At 61.5% G+C, this 20,659-nt stretch carries 16 protein-coding genes; 11 read left to right on the top strand and 5 right to left on the bottom strand.

Translation table 11 applies throughout. The features are described 5' to 3' along the window. The first annotated feature begins 27 nt into the window (after positions 1 to 27). From gltA to HQ394_RS18425, 4 genes are all read left to right on the top strand, one after another. On the top strand, positions 28 to 2,394 hold the full coding sequence (gene gltA / locus HQ394_RS18435) for an NADPH-dependent glutamate synthase (RefSeq protein WP_223291720.1): 2,367 nt from the start codon (positions 28 to 30) through the stop codon (positions 2,392 to 2,394). Between the two features lie 117 nt (positions 2,395 to 2,511). Continuing rightward, complete coding sequence (locus HQ394_RS20275) at positions 2,512 to 3,045, top strand: hypothetical protein (RefSeq protein ID WP_223291719.1); 534 nt, start codon at positions 2,512 to 2,514, stop codon at positions 3,043 to 3,045. Positions 3,046 to 3,350: 305 nt separating this feature from the next. Then, positions 3,351 to 3,695 carry a hypothetical protein gene (locus HQ394_RS18430; RefSeq protein WP_190261409.1) on the top strand — a complete coding sequence of 115 codons (345 nt, stop codon included), beginning with the start codon at positions 3,351 to 3,353 and terminating at the stop codon, positions 3,693 to 3,695. Between the two features lie 170 nt (positions 3,696 to 3,865). Further along, complete coding sequence (locus HQ394_RS18425) at positions 3,866 to 4,867, top strand: TerC family protein (RefSeq protein ID WP_190261408.1); 1,002 nt, start codon at positions 3,866 to 3,868, stop codon at positions 4,865 to 4,867. 28 nt (positions 4,868 to 4,895) lie between these two features. Here the strand turns inward: HQ394_RS18425 and HQ394_RS18420 are convergent, their stop codons facing one another. Beyond that, positions 4,896 to 5,720 carry an IS5 family transposase gene (locus HQ394_RS18420; RefSeq protein WP_190261407.1) on the bottom strand — a complete coding sequence of 275 codons (825 nt, stop codon included), beginning with the start codon at positions 5,718 to 5,720 and terminating at the stop codon, positions 4,896 to 4,898. A 233-nt stretch (positions 5,721 to 5,953) separates the two neighbouring features. Between HQ394_RS18420 and HQ394_RS18415 the strand changes: the two genes are divergently transcribed. The 3 genes from HQ394_RS18415 to HQ394_RS18405 all read left to right on the top strand — a co-directional run bounded on the left by HQ394_RS18415 (position 5,954) and on the right by HQ394_RS18405 (position 9,402). Then, positions 5,954 to 6,478: a CBS domain-containing protein gene (locus HQ394_RS18415; RefSeq protein WP_223291718.1), complete on the top strand. Its 525-nt coding sequence runs from the start codon at positions 5,954 to 5,956 to the stop codon at positions 6,476 to 6,478. A 27-nt stretch (positions 6,479 to 6,505) separates the two neighbouring features. After that, positions 6,506 to 7,849, top strand: a complete 1,344-nt coding sequence (locus HQ394_RS18410) for an ArsB/NhaD family transporter (protein ID WP_223291717.1) — start codon at positions 6,506 to 6,508, stop codon at positions 7,847 to 7,849. Between the two features lie 212 nt (positions 7,850 to 8,061). Then, positions 8,062 to 9,402, top strand: a complete 1,341-nt coding sequence (locus tag HQ394_RS18405) for an ArsB/NhaD family transporter (protein WP_223291716.1) — start codon at positions 8,062 to 8,064, stop codon at positions 9,400 to 9,402. Here HQ394_RS18405 and HQ394_RS18400 read toward each other — a convergent pair. Continuing rightward, the gene (locus HQ394_RS18400) at positions 9,389 to 11,197 is read right to left on the bottom strand and encodes a patatin-like phospholipase family protein (RefSeq protein ID WP_456151650.1); all 1,809 of its coding nucleotides are present in this window, start codon (positions 11,195 to 11,197) and stop codon (positions 9,389 to 9,391) included. The genes HQ394_RS18405 and HQ394_RS18400 overlap by 14 nt on opposite strands. Positions 11,198 to 11,385: 188 nt before the next feature. Further along, positions 11,386 to 13,164 (bottom strand): molybdenum ABC transporter ATP-binding protein, encoded by a 1,779-nt coding sequence (gene modC, locus HQ394_RS20885; protein WP_317629050.1) that lies wholly within the window; start codon positions 13,162 to 13,164, stop codon positions 11,386 to 11,388. Between the two features lie 133 nt (positions 13,165 to 13,297). Here modC and HQ394_RS18385 point away from each other — a divergent pair, with 133 nt between their 5' ends. Beyond that, the gene (locus HQ394_RS18385; protein ID WP_317628966.1) at positions 13,298 to 14,026 is read left to right on the top strand and encodes a superoxide dismutase; all 729 of its coding nucleotides are present in this window, start codon (positions 13,298 to 13,300) and stop codon (positions 14,024 to 14,026) included. 512 nt (positions 14,027 to 14,538) lie between these two features. On the opposite strand, the gene HQ394_RS18380 is transcribed toward HQ394_RS18385, so the two are convergent. Next, positions 14,539 to 15,852, bottom strand: a complete 1,314-nt coding sequence (locus HQ394_RS18380) for an OmpP1/FadL family transporter (RefSeq protein WP_456151649.1) — start codon at positions 15,850 to 15,852, stop codon at positions 14,539 to 14,541. A gap of 400 nt (positions 15,853 to 16,252) precedes the next feature. Here HQ394_RS18380 and HQ394_RS18375 point away from each other — a divergent pair, with 400 nt between their 5' ends. The 3 genes from HQ394_RS18375 (at position 16,253) to HQ394_RS18365 (ending at position 20,106) form a co-directional block, all read left to right on the top strand. Next, positions 16,253 to 17,794 carry a DegQ family serine endoprotease gene (locus HQ394_RS18375; protein ID WP_190261403.1) on the top strand — a complete coding sequence of 514 codons (1,542 nt, stop codon included), beginning with the start codon at positions 16,253 to 16,255 and terminating at the stop codon, positions 17,792 to 17,794. Between the two features lie 196 nt (positions 17,795 to 17,990). Next, the gene (locus HQ394_RS18370; protein WP_190261402.1) at positions 17,991 to 18,671 is read left to right on the top strand and encodes a response regulator transcription factor; all 681 of its coding nucleotides are present in this window, start codon (positions 17,991 to 17,993) and stop codon (positions 18,669 to 18,671) included. After that, on the top strand, positions 18,658 to 20,106 hold the full coding sequence (locus HQ394_RS18365) for a sensor histidine kinase (protein WP_223291715.1): 1,449 nt from the start codon (positions 18,658 to 18,660) through the stop codon (positions 20,104 to 20,106). The genes HQ394_RS18370 and HQ394_RS18365 overlap by 14 nt, the downstream gene beginning before the upstream one ends. Here HQ394_RS18365 and HQ394_RS18360 read toward each other — a convergent pair. After that, positions 20,072 to 20,629, bottom strand: a complete 558-nt coding sequence (locus HQ394_RS18360) for a YceI family protein (protein WP_223291714.1) — start codon at positions 20,627 to 20,629, stop codon at positions 20,072 to 20,074. The two genes, HQ394_RS18365 and HQ394_RS18360, sit on opposite strands and share 35 nt — an antisense overlap. Positions 20,630 to 20,659 lie beyond the last annotated feature (30 nt).

The following is a 20,659-nucleotide window of genomic DNA, read 5'->3' as shown; positions in this document are numbered from 1 at the left end:
GCATCGCAGAAGACGAGAAGACCAACGATGTACACGATTCTTCGCCGCGAGGCATTTTCTGACATCACCTTCCTCTGGGAAGTGGCCGCTCCCGATGTGGCCAATGCTGCCGAGCCAGGGCACTTTGTCATGCTCCGCCTGCATGAAGGCAGCGAGCGCATCCCCTTGACCGTCGCCGACTTCGATCGCGAGAAAGGCACCATCACCATGGTGGTGCAGTCCCTCGGCAAGACGACAATCGAGATGCGTGATCGCTACAAGGAAGGCGACAGCTTTACCGATTTCGTCGGCCCGCTCGGCCTGCCGCAGCATGTCGACAAGGTGGGCCACGTGGTTCTCGTCGGTGGTGGTCTTGGCGTCGCCCCGGTCTATCCGCAGCTGCGCGCGTTCAAGGAAGCCGGCAACCGCATCACCGGGATCATCGGCTTTCGCAATCGTGACCTGGTGTTTTGGGAAGACAAGTTCGCCAAGTACTGCGACGACCTGATCGTCTGCACCGATGACGGCAGCTACGGCAAGCCCGGCTTTGTCACCACCGCATTGCATGAACTTCTCGAACGCGACAAGCCCGATCTGGTGGTCGCCATCGGCCCGCTACCGATGATGAATGCCTGCGTCGAAACCACCCGCCCGTTTGGCGTCAAGACGATGGTGTCGCTGAACGCCATCATGGTTGATGGCACCGGGATGTGCGGCTCCTGCCGCGTCACCGTCGGTGGCGACGTTCGCTTCGCCTGTGTCGATGGCCCCGACTTCGACGGGCACCAGGTGGACTTCAAGGAACTGATCGCCCGCCAGCGCCGGTTCAAGAGTGAGGAATCCAAGGCCAGCGATGACTACTCCCACCTCTGCAACCTGGAAAAGCAGCTCTTCGACGAAGGCAAGCGCGGCTACAAGAAGCTGAAGGAACTGGCGCCGCACCAGACGCCGATGCCCGAGCGCAACGCCACCGAGCGGGCGCGCAACTTCAAGGAGGTCAACCTCGGCTACTCGATGCGCGAGGCCTTCCAAGAGGCTGAGCGTTGCATCCAGTGCGCCAAGCCAACCTGCGTCAGTGGCTGTCCGGTCACCATCGACATTCCACGCTTCATCCGCCATGTGCTGGTGCGCGACCTTGATGGCGCGTTGGCAGTGATCAACGAGTCCAATCTGTTCCCGTCGATCTGTGGTCGCGTCTGTCCGCAGGAGACGCAGTGCGAAAGCCAGTGCGTCATCAACCGGAAGATGGAATCGGTGGCGATCGGTCGGCTTGAGCGTTTTGTCGGCGATCATGCGCAGGCCAAGCCGGTGGTCCCCGCGACCTTTGCCGAGTCTTTGGGGCGGGTCGCCATCGTCGGCTCGGGACCGGCGGGACTCGCTGCCGCGGCCGATCTGGTCCGCTTCGGCGCCGAGGTAACGGTCTACGAGGCGCTGCACGTGGTCGGTGGGGTGCTACGTTATGGCATCCCCTCCTTCCGCCTGCCGCGCGACATCATCGACCGTGAGGTGAAGCGGCTGGCCGACATGGGCGTCCACTTCGAAACCAACAAGGTCATCGGCAAGACGTTTACCATCGCCCAGCTGATGAACGGTCAGGGTTACGATGCGGTGTTCGTCGGCGCCGGCGCCGGCGCCCCATCCTTCCTCGGCATCCCGGGCGAGTTTGCCGGTCAGGTCTACTCGGCGAACGAGTTTCTCACCCGGATCAATCTGATGGGTGGGGACAAGTTCCCCTACCTCGACACGCCGATCACCCTCGGCAATAGCGTTGTCGTCATCGGCGCCGGCAATACGGCCATGGACTGCCTACGCGTCGCCAAGCGGCTTGGCGTGCCCACCGTGCGCTGTGTCTACCGCCGCACCGAGGCCGAGGCTCCGGCACGCATCGAGGAACTGCGCCACGCCAAGGAAGAAGGCATCGAATTCCTCTTCCTGCATGCGCCGGTGGAAATCCGCACCGATGCCGACGGCAACGTCGCCGGCATGAAGGTGCAGAAAATGGTGATGGGTGAACCCGACGAGAAAGGCCGGCGCAAGCCGGTGCCACTCGATGAGTTCGTCGAACTCGACTGCGACACGGTGATCTACGCCCTCGGCACCAACGCCAACCCGATTATCGGTCAGTCGGCCAAGGACCTGGCGTTGAACAAGTGGGGTAACATCGTCGCTGACGATGCGACCCAGGCGACCAACCTCCCAGGCGTATTTGCCGGCGGCGATATCGTCAGCGGTGGAGCGACAGTCATCCTGGCGATGGGTGCCGGACGGCGGGCGGCGAAGGCGATCGGCGCCTATCTGCAGCAGAAGAAGCAGAAATGGCCGCTCACCGCAGACGACTTGGCAGCCTTCGTGCCGCCGGTGCCGCTCGGCTCCGCTCAGGATGCCAGCGCCGCGCCAGCCGCCACCGTTGCCTGAGATCAAAGGAAAAGAAGCATGCTCTGTCCCAAATGCCACCAGCCCCTCGAAGGCGAGGAGGCGTACATCTGCTGTGCCCAATCGATGGTACAGTGGCACTGCACCGACTGCGGCAAAGTGAGCGAGGGGTTTGCATTCCCCTACGGAATGTGCCCCTATTGCAATGGCCGTCTTGAAGTGCTTGGCGATCGCGATCTGGAAGACGAAGCGGCGCTGGCCGCGATCCGGACCGCATTCGAAATCGAGCTGGGTGGCCAAGCATTCTACTTGCGCGCCAGCCAGGAATCACAGGACCCGATGCTGAAGGAACTGTTTGGTCGATTCGCCGAGATGGAAACCGAGCACATGGACACGCTGGCCAAGCGCTACCATGCGCAGGTCACCGCACCATCAAAAGACTTCTCGCTCGATCGGGCGGCCATCTACGCCGGGCTGGAGAATAAACCCAACGATCCGTCCAGCCTGTTCCGCATCGCCATCGCCTTCGAGGAGCGCGCTGTCGCCTATTTCAGCGAACGGAGTGAGCAGGCAGGTGCTGATTCAGTTGAGCATCAGCTCTACAAGGAATTGGCTGCGGAGGAACGTGAACACGTCGCCCTCCTCACCACCGAATTTGCCCGTTGGCAGGCCGGCAAACCGGGCCTGCTATGATAGACGCCCCGGGGCCGTTGGCGCGTTTGGCGTCAGCAGCTCAAAGTTGACGACGGAATCCCTCACCCAGGCTGTCCGCTTTTCGCTAAATCGAGTGTTTTGCCACGCCAGCTGGCAAGTCCATCAGGGAGCACCAAAGGCAACCGAAACCGCCTTCGATCAACGGCGGCCTTTGGGTGAGGGAACCAACCGACGGGGGCGATGACGCCCCCCGTATCGTTTCGGTCGCGCGACCGCTGCCATCGCCAAATCGCTCCAGGTCTGGCATAATTGGTATCCACATCGCCAACGACGAACTGCCGCCAATGCGCTGCCTTGTTTCGCGGTTGAAGGCCCTCGGGTCCGGCCAGTTGCCGCTGCGTGAGGCGTTCTGGGACTGGGCGGTATTTTGGGGGCTCTTGATCAACCTCGCAGGCAGCGCGCTGTCGCTGGCGGTGATCGTGCTATCGCGCCACACCGGCGCTGCCGAGGCAATAAAGCCGCTGGCACCCGTGCTGCTGCTTGCGCTGCATCTCCTTCCCCTACCCTATAACCTTCTCTTCGTCGTCGGCGTCTGGCGCAGCGCCGGCCATGCAGGCATCCCGCCGGTAGTCGCCGGCGCAGCACGCTTGGCGGTGATCGCCCTGTTCAGCCTCTTCCTGGTGATTTGAGCCCAGATCCAAAGGTCCGAAGCCAGGCACGATTGACCGTCGTCGCCATCATCCCTATCTGCAAGTCAACCGGATCCGGGCCCCTCTGGTAGCCGAGGCGTCGGCTATGATGTCGGATCCTTACGCCTTAAGCTTGCGCTGGCGCGGCGCGATATTCAGAGGGGTCATGCATGGAGGTTCTCAGCACCTTCCTGTTCGCAGACTTTCTTGGCAAAGCCACCTGGCTGTGGATTCTGTTTCTTGGTCTCGTTGTTCTTCTGCTTGTCTTTGATCTGGGCGTGCTGAACCGTAAGCAGCATGAAATCAGCGTCAAGGAAAGCCTGTGGCTGTCCGCACTCTATATTGCCATCGCCTGCGCCTTCGGTGGCGGGCTCTGGCTCCATCTGGGGTCGGATGCCGGGGTCAAGTTCTTCACCGGCTATGTTATCGAGAAGTCGCTGTCCCTCGACAACGTTTTCGTCATCGCCCTCATCTTCTCCTTCTTCGCCATTCCACGCCGCTACCAGCATCGCGTCCTGTTTTGGGGCATTCTCGGCGTTATTGTCCTTCGCGGCCTGCTGATTGGCGTCGGCGCGGCGCTAGTGAGCGAGTTCAACTGGCTGCTTTACATTTTCGCAGCATTCCTCATCCTGACCGGTATCAAGATGCTGTTGGCCGCCGACCAGAAGCCGGACATCGCCAACAACCCACTGCTTAAGTTTCTGCAGCGGCGGCTGCGGATTACCGATGATTTCGCTGATGGGCATTTCTGGGTGCACAAGCCCGATCCGCTGTCCGGTAAGCTCGTTCGCTACGCAACGCCGCTCTTTCTCGCCCTGTGCCTGGTCGAGTTTGTCGACCTGATCTTTGCCGTCGACAGTGTACCGGCGATCTTTGCGATTACCACTGATCCGTATCTGATCTATACGAGTAATATATTTGCTATTCTCGGCCTCAGAGCATTGTATTTCGCCCTGGCAGCGATGATCCATCGCTTCGGCTATCTGAAATACGCGCTGGCGCTGGTGCTCATCTTCATCGGTGCAAAGATTTTTTATAGTGAGCTCTACGGCAAGCTCGACCCGACGATCTCCCTTGGAGTGACATTTGCCCTGCTTGCGGGTGGCATCATCGCTTCTCTGTTGCGCCGCGGAAGCAGTGGCAACAGCGACAGCGGAAATTTGGCCGCCTAAGTGTCTGACTCGGAATCGCATAGGTTGTTCAGCCTCTTGCGATACGTCGCGAGAGGAGTTTGACGCTGGCCATCATGATCCAGCATTCGGCGCTGGCGATCGACTTTTCGAAGTCCTTGGCCAGTCGGCGGTTGCGGTTGAGCCAGGCGAGTGTCCGTTCGACCACCCAGCGGCGCGGCAGCACCTGGAAGCCGTCGGCGTCGGCGGCGCGCTTGACGATCGCCAGCGTCCAGCGGCCCAACCGGCCGAGCGCCGCCCGCAGCTTCTCCCCGGCGTAGCCGCCGTCGGCAAAGACGTAGCGCAGCCAGGGAAAGGCGCTGCGGATCGATGCGAGGAGCGGCACCGCGCCGTCGCGGTCCTGAATGCCGGCGGAATGGACGATCGCCGCCACCAGCAGTCCCAGGGTGTCGGTGAGGATGTGCCGCTTGCGGCCGTTGACCTTCTTGCCGGCGTCGTAACCGCGCGGGCCGCCCGCCTCCGTCGTTTTCACCGACTGGCTGTCGATCACCCCGGCCGACGGGCTCGCCTCCCGTCCCGCCGCCTCACGCGCCGTCAGCAGCAGGTGATGGTTGATCCGCCCCCAGGTGCCGTCGTCGCGCCAGCGATAGAAGTAGCCCTGCACCGTCGAGCGCGGTGGAAAATCCTTCGGCAGCATCCGCCACTGGCAGCCGCTGGACAGGATGTAGAACAGTGCATCGACTACCGCCCGCAGCGCTGTTGCGCGCGGCCGTCCCAGCCGGCGCGCTTGCGGCATCAAAGGCGCAATCAGCGCCCATTCCTCGTCCGTCGTGTCGCTTGCATACTTCAGTCCATCCCGCCGATACTTCGGCCGAGTGATTTCAGTCCAGGGCATCTTCGTCGCTCCGTCTTGCTGTCAACCAGACAGAATCACAACCCACTGAAATCACTCAACTCTTTTTCGGCCGGGCTCTAAGAACCCGAACCCGTTCCGCGGCCACCATGCAAAGCGCAATGGCGCCCATCCGACGGCCCGACCTTTCGCGACCTTGCCGCGGCGGGAGTCCGCTGTTAAGACGGGCACCTAACCATAAGAACATCAGCACTCATACAGGGAGGGACGTTGCTATGGACGGCGCGCTTCCGCGTTCCAGTTCGTCACATTCAATGACTGATCCGATCAAGTGCGGGGCGATCATGACGCCACCGCTAGCCTTCGTCGCCCCGAACGCGACAGTGGCAACCGCGCTCAATGTCCTGCTCGAATACCGAGTGCTTGGCGCCCCAGTGGTCGAGGCTGATGGCACCTACCGCGGCATGTTCCTGCGCAGCCTGCTGATTGAGCGCCTGCTGCCGCGTATCGCGGTGCTTGAAGAACAGATGACCAATGTGGGCCGGATCATCGACGCCGTCGTCGCGGGAGAAACCCTGGACGACCTCCGCCGGCGATATCGGGACATCGCCGGCGACCGCGTCGACAGGCACATGGACCTCAAGACGCCTCCGGTGCGGCCGGATACCCCATTGATCGAAACCGTCCATCACCTGCATCTGCATCGATCCATGCTTCCTGTGGTCGACGCAGCAACGAACAAGCTCGTCGGTGTCGTTTCGACCTGGGATCTGCTCAAGAAAATATCCGCGGATCAGTAGTTTTCCGCAGCGACAGGGAGGACTTTCGTGGAAGCCCATACAAGTGCCGCAGCGGGCGCCATCTTCGGGCTCGACCCGATGTGGCTCGCTACGACCATTTTGATCCTCACCTATGCGGTGATCATCAGCGAAAAGCTCAATCGCGCCATTATCGCGCTGATCGGGGCGATGCTGATGATCATGGGTGGCCTGCTGACGCAGGAGCAGGCGATTGCCGGGATCGACTTCAATACCATCGGCCTGCTCGTCGGCATGATGATCATCGTCTCGATCACGCGCAAATCAGGCCTCTTCGAATATCTGGCGATCCGCTCGGCGAAAATGGTGAAGGCCAGCCCGGCCGGCATCCTGGCCATGCTGGCAGCGGTCACCGCGGTCGCGTCCGCCTTCCTCGACAACGTCACCACCGTACTGTTGATGGTCCCGGTGACGCTGGCGATCACCGAAGCATTGAAGGTCAATCCCTATCCGTTCCTGTTTTCTCAGGTCCTTGCATCGAATATCGGCGGAACGGCAACGCTGATCGGCGATCCGCCCAACATCCTGATCGGTACGCTGGCCAACCTGTCGTTTAACCAGTTCGTCATCAATCTCAGTCCCATTATCATCGTTATTCTCGCCTTCCATCTCGCCTCGATGCACTTCCTCTGGGGCCGAAAGCTCAACGCCACGGCTGCGGCACGGGCGCATGTCATGGGCTTTGATGAACGCAAGGCGATTACCGATCCATTACTCTTAAAGAAGGCCCTGGCCGTGGTCGCCTGCGTCATCGCCGCCTTCGTCACTGCCCGATTCATCGGTCTTGAGGCTGGCACCATCGGCATGGCGGGTGCTGCCGTCCTCCTGCTGCTCGACAATATGGGCCATTCGGCCGAGCACCAGTCGGAAAGCGTTACCAAGGTGTTCAACGAGATCGAATGGATCACGATCTTCTTCTTTATCGGCCTCTTCGCGGTCATTGCCGGCGTTGAGCACGCTGGCGTTCTCAGCCTGCTTGCGCACAAGCTGGTGGAAGCCACCGGCGGCGACATGACGCTGACCGGGATCGGCGTGTTGTGGGCATCCGCCGTCCTGTCAGCAATTGTTGACAACATTCCCTTTGTCGCGACGATGATCCCGTTGATCAAGGCGATGGCGCCATCGTTTGGCGGCGCCGACGCGATCCAACCGCTGTGGTGGTGTCTGTCGCTCGGTGCCTGCCTCGGCGGCAACGGCACCCTCATCGGCGCATCAGCCAACTTGACGGTTGCCGGCATCGCCGAACGCAACGGCGTCCCCTTCCGCTTCCTGACCTACACCAAGACGGCCTTCCCGCTGATGCTGATTCATGTCGCCATGTGTCACGTCTACATCATGTGGCGCTACTTCTAAGCCCTCATGGTCCGAAAGGGACTTTGAACGGCCGCTGATCGGACGCGAGAAGCCGGTGCTCCGCGCTTCTCGCCCCGATCCGCTATCCGGCATCAGCAGGTGCCACGGCCGATGATGCTTGACGGTCGCCGCTGGCGAGAGACCGATCACCCAACAACGCACGACAGAGCGTGCCATCGGTCGACCACAACAGAAGCAACGGGGAGAATAGGGTGCAGGAGCATACCTTGGCGACGGGTGCGCTGTTCGGGCTTGATCCCATGTGGCTGGCGACGACCATCCTCATTGCCACCTACGCGGTTATCATCAGCGAGCGGCTTAATCGGGCGATCATTGCCCTGATCGGGGCGATGCTGATGATCATGGCCGGCCTGCTGACGCAGGAGCAGGCGATTGCCGGCATCGATTTCAACACCATCGGCCTGCTCGTCGGCATGATGATCATCGTTTCGATCACGCGCAAATCGGGTGTCTTCGAGTATATGGCCATTCGTGCGGCGAAGATCGTCAAGGCGAGCCCGGCTGGTATCCTGGCGATGCTGGCGGCCGTGACCGCGGTTGCCTCGGCTTTTCTCGATAACGTGACCACGGTATTGCTCATGGTGCCGGTGACACTTGCCATCACCGAAGCGCTCAGAGTCAACGCCTATCCGTTCTTGTTCTCGCAGATCCTCGCTTCGAACATTGGTGGCACCGCAACCCTGATCGGTGATCCACCCAACATCCTGATCGGCACCCTGGTCGACCTGTCATTCAATCAGTTCGTCATCAACCTGACACCGGTGGTGGTCATCACTCTGCTCGTCCACCTCGCGTCGATGCACCTGATCTGGGGCCGGAAGCTCGTCGCCGCGGCCGATGCCCGTCACCACGTCATGGGGTTCGACGAGCGCAAGGCGATCACTGACCCGCGATTATTGAAGCAGGCGGCTGTCGTCATCGCCTGCGTCATCGCCGCCTTCGTCAGCGCTCGCTTCATCGGCCTCGAAGCGGGCACCATCGGCATGGCCGGCGCTGCAGTCTTGCTACTACTCGATAACGTGGGGAAGAGTGCCGAGGAGCAGTCGCACAACGTCACCCTCGTCTTCAACGAGGTGGAATGGATCACGATTTTCTTCTTTATCGGCCTGTTCGTCGTCGTCAGCGGCGTTGAGCATGCGGGAGTTCTGGACCTCCTCGCCCACCAATTGATTCAGCTCAGCGGTGGCGACATGGTCCTGACTGGTGTCGGTATCCTCTGGAGTTCGGCAGTGCTCTCGGCGATCGTCGACAACATCCCCTTCGTAGCGACGATGATTCCGCTGATCAAGGCCATGGCGCCCGCCTTCGGTGGCCCGGAGATGATCGAGCCACTGTGGTGGTGCCTGTCACTTGGCGCGTGCTTCGGTGGCAACGGCACGCTCGTCGGCGCTTCGGCCAACTTGACCGTGGCCGGCATCGCCGAGCGCAATGGCGTGCCGTTCCGCTTCCTTCGTTTCTCCAAGGTCGCCTTTCCGCTGATGCTGCTGCATATCGCCATCTGCCACGCGTACGTGATGCTCATGTTTTTTTGATGCCGCTTTTTCGTTTGTCGCCGCCGCCAGCGGGCGAAGGGTGCAGGTTGGTGGTGAGCAATCCGCGCCCTTCGAGATCGCGTTCGATGGCGCTGATGATCGATTCCGAAACCTTGGTGGTGATGACGTCGGAGGCCACACTGCGAAGGATGCGGCCGATCAGGCGACGATCGGTGATGCCAAGGCGGCTGAGCAGGCCACGCACCGTCCCCGGCACGATTGCCTGCGCGCGCGACGCAATCAGCGGCATCAGGGGTTGCAGGTGCGTGCGCCGCTGCAGCTTTGGCCAGGGGCGCGGTTCGATATGTCGTCGCGCCGCGCCAATCAACGGAATAACCTGCAGATGCTCACCACTCGGCCGCAGCTGCCCTTCCGCATTTGCCACCATCGGCCGATACTGGGCGAGCACCNNTGCGGATNNCGCCCCCACTTTCTCTACCCATGGCCTGACGATCGGATTGTCCACATGCAGAAACAGGTGGTCGTGCAGGAATCGCTGACAATTGACCCTGCCGAGCTGAAAGTCGTGCATGCGAAACTGTTCGTGCATGAAGCCGGCAAAACCGNNGCCAAGGCCATCAGCCGCCAGGTTCGTTTCGTCTGCTAGCTTGTTGTCGCGGTCAGGCGCAATCAGGCAGAGACTGCGCATATCGTGGTTAAGGGCGTGCAGGACTTCACTCGGCTTGAATTGCGCATGGGCGCGGAGAATTGGCAGCAGCGAAAGGATCGAGGAAATCATGTCCGGCGGCTTTACCGCCGCTGATCGCAGGGCCACTTCCTGGCTGGGGAATGGGTCGATCAGGATCAGCGATCGGTCGACCCGGCGGGCATCGCCGGGATTGTCTCCTGCCCGCGCCTGAGCGAGGGCGGCGCGTACGTACTCGATCGGCTCATTGTTAATCAGCCCACCATCGACGCACCAGAAATGTGGGCTGCGGTCGCCGGTCGCAAACGGCAGCATCGGCGCGATGTGCACGGCGTGGTCTGGAATGGGCATGTTGCCCAGGCCGAACCAATGTGCGCCCGAGTGCTCGGCACGGCTATGGTGAAACGGTCGCGCCGGCAGGCCACCGGGAAAGGCGGAACTCGCCAGCGCCGCATCGCGGACCCACTTCCAGCCGTCCAGGTCGGCGAAACCGACGGTGTCCGGCCCATTGACACCGATCGCTCCCGGCGGACGCGGCTGTGCCGGCTCAGGCCCGCTGCGAAAAACGGCAAAATGCGCGCATCCGGCGTGGCTCGAAACCCATTGGCCATTGATGCCACAAGCAGACGCCATCCGGATCAGGTAGGGAACGCCCTGCATATTGGTGAATGACAGGAAAAGCTGCAACGGGTTGGCGAGGTACGATGGCGGTGGTGGCAGCGGCTGCGACACTGCCACCCGGACCGAGGCCACCGCAGCGTCGGCGATTCGCTCGAGGACCTCGCCGTTCAACAAGGAGGGCACGACGCCTTCTTCACGGTGAAGATCGGCCGTCTGCAACAGGCCATGGATGTCAATGTCGCGCACCCAACTGCGATAGAGGAGATTGCGATCGGCATTTTCGACTTCGGCAGAGGTGGCAGCCGTTGCTAGGTTGGTCACTGGATGACGACCGACGAAGGGCAGCATGCCGAGCAAAGCGGCGACGATGCCACCAGCCGACGTTCCCGCCGCGGCACGAATGACAACCTGGTGGTCGGGAATAAGCGGATCGCCGCTGGCCTTTGCCGTCTCCCAGGCATCAAGGGCCTCCAGCAGAAAATCGATCACGCCCGCGGTGTATGCACCAGCGGAGCAGGCGCCGGCCATCACCAGGCCGATATCGAACGTTCGCGCGTCCAGTGACTGCCGCGGCATCTCAGCGTCTCCAGTAAGTCAGGACCGAAGGAAGCTGTGATCGGCCTAGAAACCTACACCAGGGACGATCACCGCCGCGCTGAGTACACCATAGAATATATTCTTATGCAACGGAGAATTTTCAGGCGCGGTGATCCGCCTCACCGGCCCATGCTGAGGCTCCGACGATCGATGGCCACCGACTTGATGACGGCGAAAGCCTCCTTTCCCGGCGCAAGGTCGAGCCGATCGACGGACTGCCGCGTCATCCGGATGACCAGAGCGGTTGCCGCCACCATCACCTGGACCTCGGCGTGCGCGCCCTCTTCGCGCTTGACCGCACTGATGCGCGCCGGCAGCACATTCAGGGCACTGATCGCCTCCGGCCGGTTCAACGCCAGCATCACGTCGCGGGCGCGGATGCGAACCCGCAACTGCTGGCCGACCGGCAGCTCGATATGCGGGATGAGCAACTCGCCTCCGGAAAAGGCAAGCCGGGTAAGCCGATACGCATCGTCATGGGCGGCAATGCGCACCTTGATCACCGCGCCGCCTTCAAACGCATCGACGTGGGCGAAGGAATCCAGATTGGCCAATACGTCCTCCACCGGTCCGCTCATCACCGGTCGCCCCTGATCCATCAGCACCACAAGGTCCGCCAGCCTGGCTACCTCCTCGATGGCGTGACTGACATAGACGACAGGCAGGCCGGTTTCGTCACGCAGCCGTTCGATGTAGGGCAGGATATCCGCTTTGCGATCCGCATCGAGGGCGGCGAGCGGTTCGTCCATCAGCAGCAGTTTCGGCTGCGCAAGCAACGCCCGGCCGACGCCGACCCGCTGTCGCTCGCCACCGGAGAGGCGCGCCGGGCGACGGGACAACAGCGATTCAAGCCCGAGCAGATCGATCACCTGATCGATAGCAATCCGCCGATCGTCTTTCGGCGCCCGTCGCAGCCCGTACAGCAGATTGTCGCGGACCCGCATGTGGTCGAACAAACGTGCATTCTGGAACACATAGCCGATGCGCCTAGCCCGCATCGGCAGGTCGATGCGCTGCTCGCTGTCAAAGAGGACGGTGCCGTCGAGGGCGATCCGCCCCTGCTCAGGCCGCAGCAATCCGGCGATGGCGTTGATGACGGTCGTTTTGCCACAGCCCGAGGGACCGAACAGGGCGGTAATCCCTCGATCCGGCCCATTGAAGGCCACGTCGAGGGTAAAGCCCGGGAATTGATGCTTGAGAACGACTTCGAACATTAGCCCCTGCTTGCGNCGGCGTACGCGCCCGGCAACGACTTCCGCGAGCAACAGTCCGCCGAGAGCGAGCATGATCGAGAGCGTGGCCAGCCGTGCGGCCATCGCTTCACCGCCGGGTGTCTGTATCGCGGTGTAGATAGCGAGCGTGAGCGTACGCGTCTCACCGGGAATATTGGACACAAAGGTGATGATTGCCCCGAACTCTCCCAATGCGGCGGCGAAGGCGGTAATNTCCCCGGCAAGGATGCCCGGAAGAATCAGCGGCAGGGTGACGGAACAGAACGCATCAAGCCGGCTGGCACCTAGCGATCGCGCGGCGATCTCCAGGCCTGGGTCAGTCGCATCCAGGGCAACACGGATCGCTCGCACCTGAAACGGAAACGTCAGCACCGCCGATGCCAGCGCCGCGCCGGTCCAGCTGAAAATAAAGCGAATGCCGAATGTTTCGTACAGCCATCCACCGATCGGCGCCCGCGTGCCGAATGTCAGCAACAGCAGGTAGCCGAGGACAACCGGCGGCAGGACCAGCGGAATATGCACGATACCATCAAGAAAGATGCGCCCGGGGAATCGGCAACGGGCCAGGACGAAGGCGGTGACGACGGCGACAGGAAGGCTGGCCGCCACCGCCACACTGGCGATGCGCAGACTGAGTAGAAGGGCTTCGATTTCCGCGGGTGACAGTTGGAACAGGGTTAGGACTCCTTCGCGCCGGCCGCTACGATAACGGGCTCCAGCAAGCGTGATGCCACGTTACACTTGGCATGCGATAGACCTCAGGCACGTTACCAGCCGTAGAGTGAGGAAGGGTTCAGCAATGACGAACGCGCAAGGTTTTTTGGCAACGCCGTCGCGCCGCAGCGTCCTCATGATGGCCAGCGGTGCAATGGCGCTGGCGGCGTTGGGAAAGATCGGCTGGTGCCACGCGGCACACGCCGCAGTGCCTTTCGAACTCCCTCCCCTGCCCTACGCCGAGGACGCGTTGGCGCCGGTGATTTCGCCGACCACCATTGCCTTTCATTACGGCAAGCACCACCGCGGCTATGTGGAGACCGTCAATAAGCTGGCAACGGCGGCCCTTGCCGAGATGACGCTCGACGAGATCGTCCTCGCAGTCGCCGGCAACCCCGACCAGACTGCCCTATTCAATGCGGCGGCGCAGGCAAGCAACCATACCCTATATTGGGACAGCATGCGGCCGAATGGCGGTGGCCGGGCGAAGGGCGAGTTACTGCGGCGGATCGAGGCCGATTTCGGCAGTTGGGAAACCTTCCACGGTCGTTTCGTCCAGGCCGCAATGGGCCAGTTCGGCAGTGGTTGGGCATGGTTGGCCGCCGGCCCGGACGGGGCGCTCCAAGTCATCGCCACCAGCAACGCAGACACGCCGCTCGTACAGGGATGGACACCGCTGCTCACCATCGACGTATGGGAGCATGCCTATTATTTGGACTACCAGAATCGGCGTGCTGACTACGTCAAGGGCTGGATGGAGTCCCTCGCCAATTGGGATTTTGCCGAAGAGCAGTACGGCAAAGCCAGACTCTGACCCGGATTCGTCCCCGGCACCGCCCTGTCGCTGTCCACCTTCGTTCGCACGTCAACATTGCGCAAGCGCACAAGGCGCACAAGGCGCCCGCCAGGATTGTTGCAGTTGCAAACCACACAAAAAAAATGGTAGATAAATGTGGAAAATCTCATTATCGATTGCTCCCAAGCTCGTTTGTATCTCGCAGCAGATGGGCGCAGTAAAGGCAAGTGATCGTCTTGCTGTATAGCTAAAATCGACAACAAGGGAGGTAAATGTCTGGCCGTCGATCCATCGTCGATAAAATGATTGAGGAAGCTTACTTGTACTGGGTTTGCTATCCCTTGATCATACCGTCGAAAGATTGACCGCAAGGACAAAGGTCGTCTGGGCATTACGTTTTAGGATTTCAGCAGTTATCCAGTGCCTAGCCGCCAACCAGAAAAGAATAATACTACAGGCGGGGCAGCCGATGTCCCGCCTGTTTTCTACGTGGCGTCCGCATCCTGTTGTGGTGCACACACCGCGTCCTCTCAAAATTCCAGTCGCGCCTGCAGTGAGATAATGTCCGCGGATGTTTCGACGTCACCGGAAAGATTGCCGCGCGTCGCATTGCCTGCCTGACCCGCTGAGAGGTTGATGCTCGCATCCTGAAANAAGACGTGCGCATAACCAAAATCCAGCTGGACGTTGGGCAATGGTCGATAGCCCGCACCGAAGGCAAACCAGCCACGATCATCGGTGGGAATCCGCGGCGTTCGCTTGTCGTTGGGGCTGGCTCCCTCGTCCCAGGCGCCACCTATGCGCAACGTCCACTCTGCCGTCGGACGATAGGTCACCCCCATGGCGCCGAACCAAGTGTCGTTCCAGTCGTTTTCACTAACGCTGTCAGGCTGCGCCGGATTGCTGAACTTGACCGTCAAGTCCCGGAACGAACTCCAACCGGTGCGTTCGACGGTCCCCATGATCGCCCATTGGTCGGTGATGTCATGATAGAAGCCGAAACTGGCCGTCCATGGCGTCGTCATTGCCGCGTTGGCCTTGGATGGGGTAAACGCCCCGGACGCACGCGAAATTGCCGCGCCGACGCCGGCACTATCAAGACGGAAGTTGGCATGCCCACGCAGCGTTTGCTCGATCTTTGAGCGAAATGCGGCGCCGAAGCGGGTTCCCGGCGCCGGTTCGTACATCATTCCCAGGCTGTAGCCGTAGCCCCAATCATCGCCGGTGACGCTGGCGCGGCCGTCCTGCTGCCCGGGACGAGAGCCTGGTATCCGGCTGGCTTGACCGATCGAGCCGAAGTCTATGGCATTAGTAAGGTTGGCATCGATGTATTGAAACTGCGGACCGGCGGAAATGGAGAGCCCATCAATAATCTCGTAAGAAATCGTCGGGGTGATCGATGTACTCACCAACTTCGAGTGCAGCGCATAATAGCGGCCTATCCAGCCATCGGCATAATCGGATTCCAGACCGAAGGGAACATTCACCGCGAGGCCAACTTTGATATTCTGCTCGAGGTCCAGGGTCTTCCTGAGATCCCACAAAGCATAAAAGGCCGGGATCAGGACATCCGGCGCAATGTCCTGACCGCCATCGTTGCCGCTCAGCCCGACGCCCCGGGCGGTGCTGGCTTGGCCATTGCGAAAGCGGGCATCGGGGATAAGCAGGGCACCGCCGAGCAATAGTTGGTTCCCCTCCAGGCGCGTGACGCCGGCTGGATTGCTGAATAGGGAACTCGCATCCTCGGCCGCCGCGCCATTGCCAGCAAGCGCGTTGCCGAGGCCACTCGTGCTCTGCTCCCGCAGCGCGTATCCGGCAGCAATCGCCGAAACTGCACCCGGCATCAGGATCACTCCTGCAAGGCACAAGATCAGGCCCGCTCGGCGCAAGCCGACGAAACACCTAGCCCTTCGTAGCAAACAGCTGGACATGGCCCCCTCGCATTTCTTGCGTGTTTCCTGCTACCAGCAAAAGAAAATTACTCAACCGCCAGTCAGGGCACACCATTTATTATTATTGTGACCCATACAGGCCATGTCTGAAGTTTTGATCACATTCGCGTTCACGGCAAGCATTTACGCAGCGTGTAACAACGAAGAGCGACGACGTGCGGCATCAAAGCTCCAGTCGCCCAGCGGTCCTCAACATGAACGGAGCTTAATGTTGGCGCCAATCTGGCGTAACGCCGCTTGGCGCATGGTGCGCATCGACAGCGAGAACACATCCCGAGCGGAGCGAGACTGAATGACTGATCTAACCCGGCGTGGGCAGCGAAAATTGGCATTGCGGGTATCCGCAATCGCGCTCGTCGCAGGGCTGGCGCTGGCCCCGTTGACTGTGCCCAGCATCGCTTTCGCCCGTCCCGCACCGGAAGGGTTCGCTGATCTGGTAGAGCGCGTCGGGCCCGCGGTTGTCCAGATCGTGACCAAGCGGCAGGTCGAAGCAGGCAACCAATCAACGATGCCCGACGAATTTGCCGACGGCCCGTTCCGCGATTTTTTTGAGCGCTTTTATGGCGATCAGATGCCGGCCCCGCCGGGAAGCGGCGGTCACCACCAAGGTCCCAGCGCCCAGAAAGACACACCGCCACAGGGCCGTGAGATGGGGCTTGGCTCAGGCTTCATCGTCACCGGTGACGGAACGATCGTCACCAACAACCACGTGATCGATGGCGCCAGTGCGATGACCGTCCGGCTAAAAGATGGACGGGAATTTCCGGCCAAGCTGGTCGGATCCGACAGCAAAACCGACCTCGCCGTGCTCAAGATCGATGCCAACGCCTCGCTTCCATCACTTGCCTGGGGTGACTCCGACCAATCCCGCGTTGGCGACTGGGTGGTCGCAGTCGGCAACCCGTTCGGCCTCGAAGGCACAGTAACCGCCGGCATAATCTCCTCACGCGGCCGCGACACCGGCGCCAGCCCTTACGTGGATTTCATTCAGATTGACGCACCGCTGAACAGTGGCAACTCGGGTGGTCCGCTGCTGAACGACGCCGGCGATGTGATTGGCGTCAATACGGCCATCGTCTCGCCCAACGGCGGCAGCGTCGGTATCGGCTTTGCCATTCCCTCGGACACGGCGAAAGCCGTCGTCGCGCAACTGGAAGCGAAGGGTGAAGTGGACCGTGGCTGGCTGGGCGTCGGCATCCAGCCGGTAACGCCCGACGTGGCCGACAGCCTGGGCCTGTCCGAAGTCAAGGGCTCGGAAGGCAAAGGCGCCCTGGTCGCCACCGTCGCTGCCGACAGCCCGGCACAGAAGGCCGGCCTGCGGCAAGGCGATATCATCCTCGATTTCGATGGCCACAGCGTGACCAGTCCGCGCGATCTCAGCCGCGTGGTCGCCAGCGCTGAAATCGGCAGTCACAAATCGATGAACGTCTGGCGCGACAATCATACGCTCACCTTGAAAGTCGCGGTTGGCGAGNGCTCCAAAGCAGCAGGTGGCAAGCGGCGAGAATCAGCCAGCGATAGCACTGACCCAGCCGCGGTGGACTTGGCCGCGCTCGGATTGAAGCTCGCTCCCGGCGAACAGAAGCCGTCACATAAAGCGGGTGCGGTCGCTGGTGTGGTTATCGCCAGCGTCGACCCCGACGGCGACGCCGCCGACAAGGGCATTCGCCCCGGCGATGTCATCCTTCGGGTCAACGATCGTGTGGTCAGTTCTCCTGCCGAGGTGATCAAGGCCGTCGATCAGGCCAAGGCCGAAAACCGTAAGGCGGTGCTGCTCCTGCTGGAGAACCGCGACGGGCAACACTTCGTTCCACTTAAAATTGCAAACGCGTAATTGAATTCGCCGCTCGGTCCCCTCTCCATTCCTCCAACCCCGCGAGCGGCGAGGGTAAGCGGATACCTCGACACGTCTTCCGCCTTTGCCCAGGGCCCCGTTCCTACGACTCCCAGGGAACGGGGCCCGCTCTTTTTGTTAGTGATCCCCGGCTTTTGGTTGGTAATCCCCGGCGGCTCGCGTATAGCGAGGATTCATGCGCATTCTGATTGTAGAAGATGATGCGGAGACAGCCGAGTACCTAGCGAAAGGGCTCAGCGAAGGCGGCCATGTCACCGATCACGCCGCCTCGGGCGCAGATGGGTTATCCATGGCCCTGGACGGCAGTTACGACGTCATCATCGTTGATCGGATGTTGCCCGGCATGGATGGGCTTTCGCTCATTCGAGTCCTGCGCGAGGAAGGTCGCGCGACCCCGGTGCTGATTCTGAGCGCCCTCGGTCAGGTAACCGATCGGGTCAAAGGACTGAAAGCCGGCGGCGATGACTATCTGGTGAAACCGTTCGCCTTCTCCGAGTTGCTGGCACGTCTCGAAGCGTTGGCGCGGCGGGCAAGCGCCGAAGCCAAGATTATCACCCTGCTTCAACTCGCCGATCTCAAGCTCGATCTCCTGGCACGCACGGTCAGCCGCGGCGGCAAACCCATCGACCTGCAGCCACGGGAGTTTCTCATCCTCGAATACCTAATGCGGCATGCGGGACAGGTGGTCACTCGGACGATGCTGCTCGAGGCCGTCTGGGATTATCATTTCGATCCACAGACAAATGTCATCGACGTTCACATCAGTCGCCTGCGCGGCAAGATCGACAAAGGCTTCTCGCCGCCGTTGCTGCAGACGATCCGCAACGCGGGGTATTGTCTACGTGCGCCTGCGTAATGTGGTTCGCACATCGGCCTTCCGGCTGATTTTGCTCTATACCGTCGTCTTCGCCCTCTCCGTCTCGCTGCTGCTTAGCTTCATCTATTGGCGCACGGTTGCCCTGATCGACCGTCAAGCCCGCGAAACCATCGAATCCGAAATCCGCAGCCTTGCCGAGCAATATCAGCTGCGCGGCCTCCTCGGTGTCGCCGAGGTGATGGATCAGCGCGTCAAGCAGCCGGGCAATAGCGATCACGTCTACCTTCTCGCTTCTCCCTCGAAGTTGCCGCTGGCCGGCAACCTGGAGGCCTGGCCGGATACGCTGGACGACGACACCGGCTGGATCCCGCTGACAGTGGTCAAATCGGACGAAGGTCAGTTGATCCCCCACACCAACCTGGCGCGGACGCTGATTCTTCCGGGTGGTTTCTATCTCCTGGTCGGTCGCGATATGCATGAGCGGGGCAAATTCCGCCGCATCGTCCTCGAGGCTCTGGCTTGGTCGTCGGCGGGAGGTGTGCTCCTTAGTCTGATCGGCGGCATCGTCGTCAGCCGCCGGATGTTGCGACGCGTGGAGACGGTAGCGCTCACCGCCCGTCGCATTGTCGCCGGTGATCTGACGCAGCGGGTGCGAGGCAACGGCAGTGGTGACGAGTTCGATCGCCTGGCCGACATCCTGAACGCAATGCTCGATCGCATCGAGCGGCTGATGGCCGGGATGCGATTGGCGACGGACAGCCTGGCACACGACCTGCGGCGGCCGCTAACGCGACTCCGTTCGCGGGTGGAACTGGCGCTGCTGCAGCCAGCAGCCGCGGTGGAAGACCGGGAAGCGCTGGCCGATGTGTTGCATCAGGCGGATGCAGCCCTCTTGATGTTCGACAATCTGCTCAAAATCGCCATGGCCGAGTCGGGACCGATGGCGAGCGAGCTACGCCGTCTCGACCTGACGATGCTCACCCGCAACGCCGCCGAGCTGTACGAGCCTGTCGCTGAAGAAAGCGGTATCGACTTCATCTTTGAAGCGAGCGCTCCGGCGATGATTCTCGGCCAGCCGGAACTGCTCGCGCAGTCGGTTGCCAACCTCCTCGACAACGCGGTCAAGTACACGCCATCGGGAGGCAGGATCGTCGTCTCGGTTACCGCCACGGCGACAACGGCAACCCTAAGCGTCGCCGACAGCGGGCCAGGAGTGCCCGCAGCCGACCGCGAGCGGGTGCTGGAGCGCTTTGTCCGCCTCGATGAATGTCGCTCCAGTCCCGGCTCGGGATTGGGCCTAGCGCTCGTCGCTGCCGTCGCCCGCCTGCATGACGCGCAGCTGACGGTAGACGACAATGCGCCTGGCCTGCGGGTGACGATGACCTTCACCATCATCCGGCCGGAGGCTGCGCGTGCCGATGACCGGCAAGCGGCGGCGCTTACGGCTGACGAATGGCTTCGAATTCCAGAATGATCTCCACCTCGTCTGCCACCAGGCCGCCGGCGAGAGCGTAGGTCATGCCGAAGTCGCTGCGCTTGATGGTCGTCCGCGCCGACAGGCCGATGGCGTAGTGATGATCGCCGAAGGGATAGTCGCCGCTTTTGTTCCAGACCACATCCAGCGTCACTGGCTTGGTGACCCCGCGGATGCTCAGGTCGCCGGTGACCGTGCCCGTGTGCTCCCCNGTCGGCTGTGCCGACGTCCCGGTGAAGGTGATGGTTGGATATTGCTCGGCGGCAAGAAAATCTGCCGAGCGCAGATGCGTGTCACGCGCCTCGTTGTTGGTGAAGACGCTTGCGGTGGGAATCACCACCTGGATGTCCTTCACCTGCGGTATACTTTCATCGAAGACGAACGAGCCCTCGGCGCTGCGGAACAGACCAAGCGTTTTGGCGAAGCCCACATGCGAGACGAGGAAGGCGATGCTCAGGTGAGTCGGATCGAGTTGATAGGCACGCGACTCCGCCGCCGCGGGGCGTGCACTGAACGCCAACATCGCGACCATGACCGCGACAGACAATAAAGT

Origin of the sequence: Defluviicoccus vanus (assembly GCF_014672695.1) — a bacterium.
In the GTDB taxonomy this organism is placed as follows: domain Bacteria; phylum Pseudomonadota; class Alphaproteobacteria; order Rhodospirillales; family Defluviicoccaceae; genus Defluviicoccus; species Defluviicoccus vanus.
Note: the sequence above shows the minus strand (reverse complement) of the source record. Positions and strands in the feature narration are given on the sequence as shown.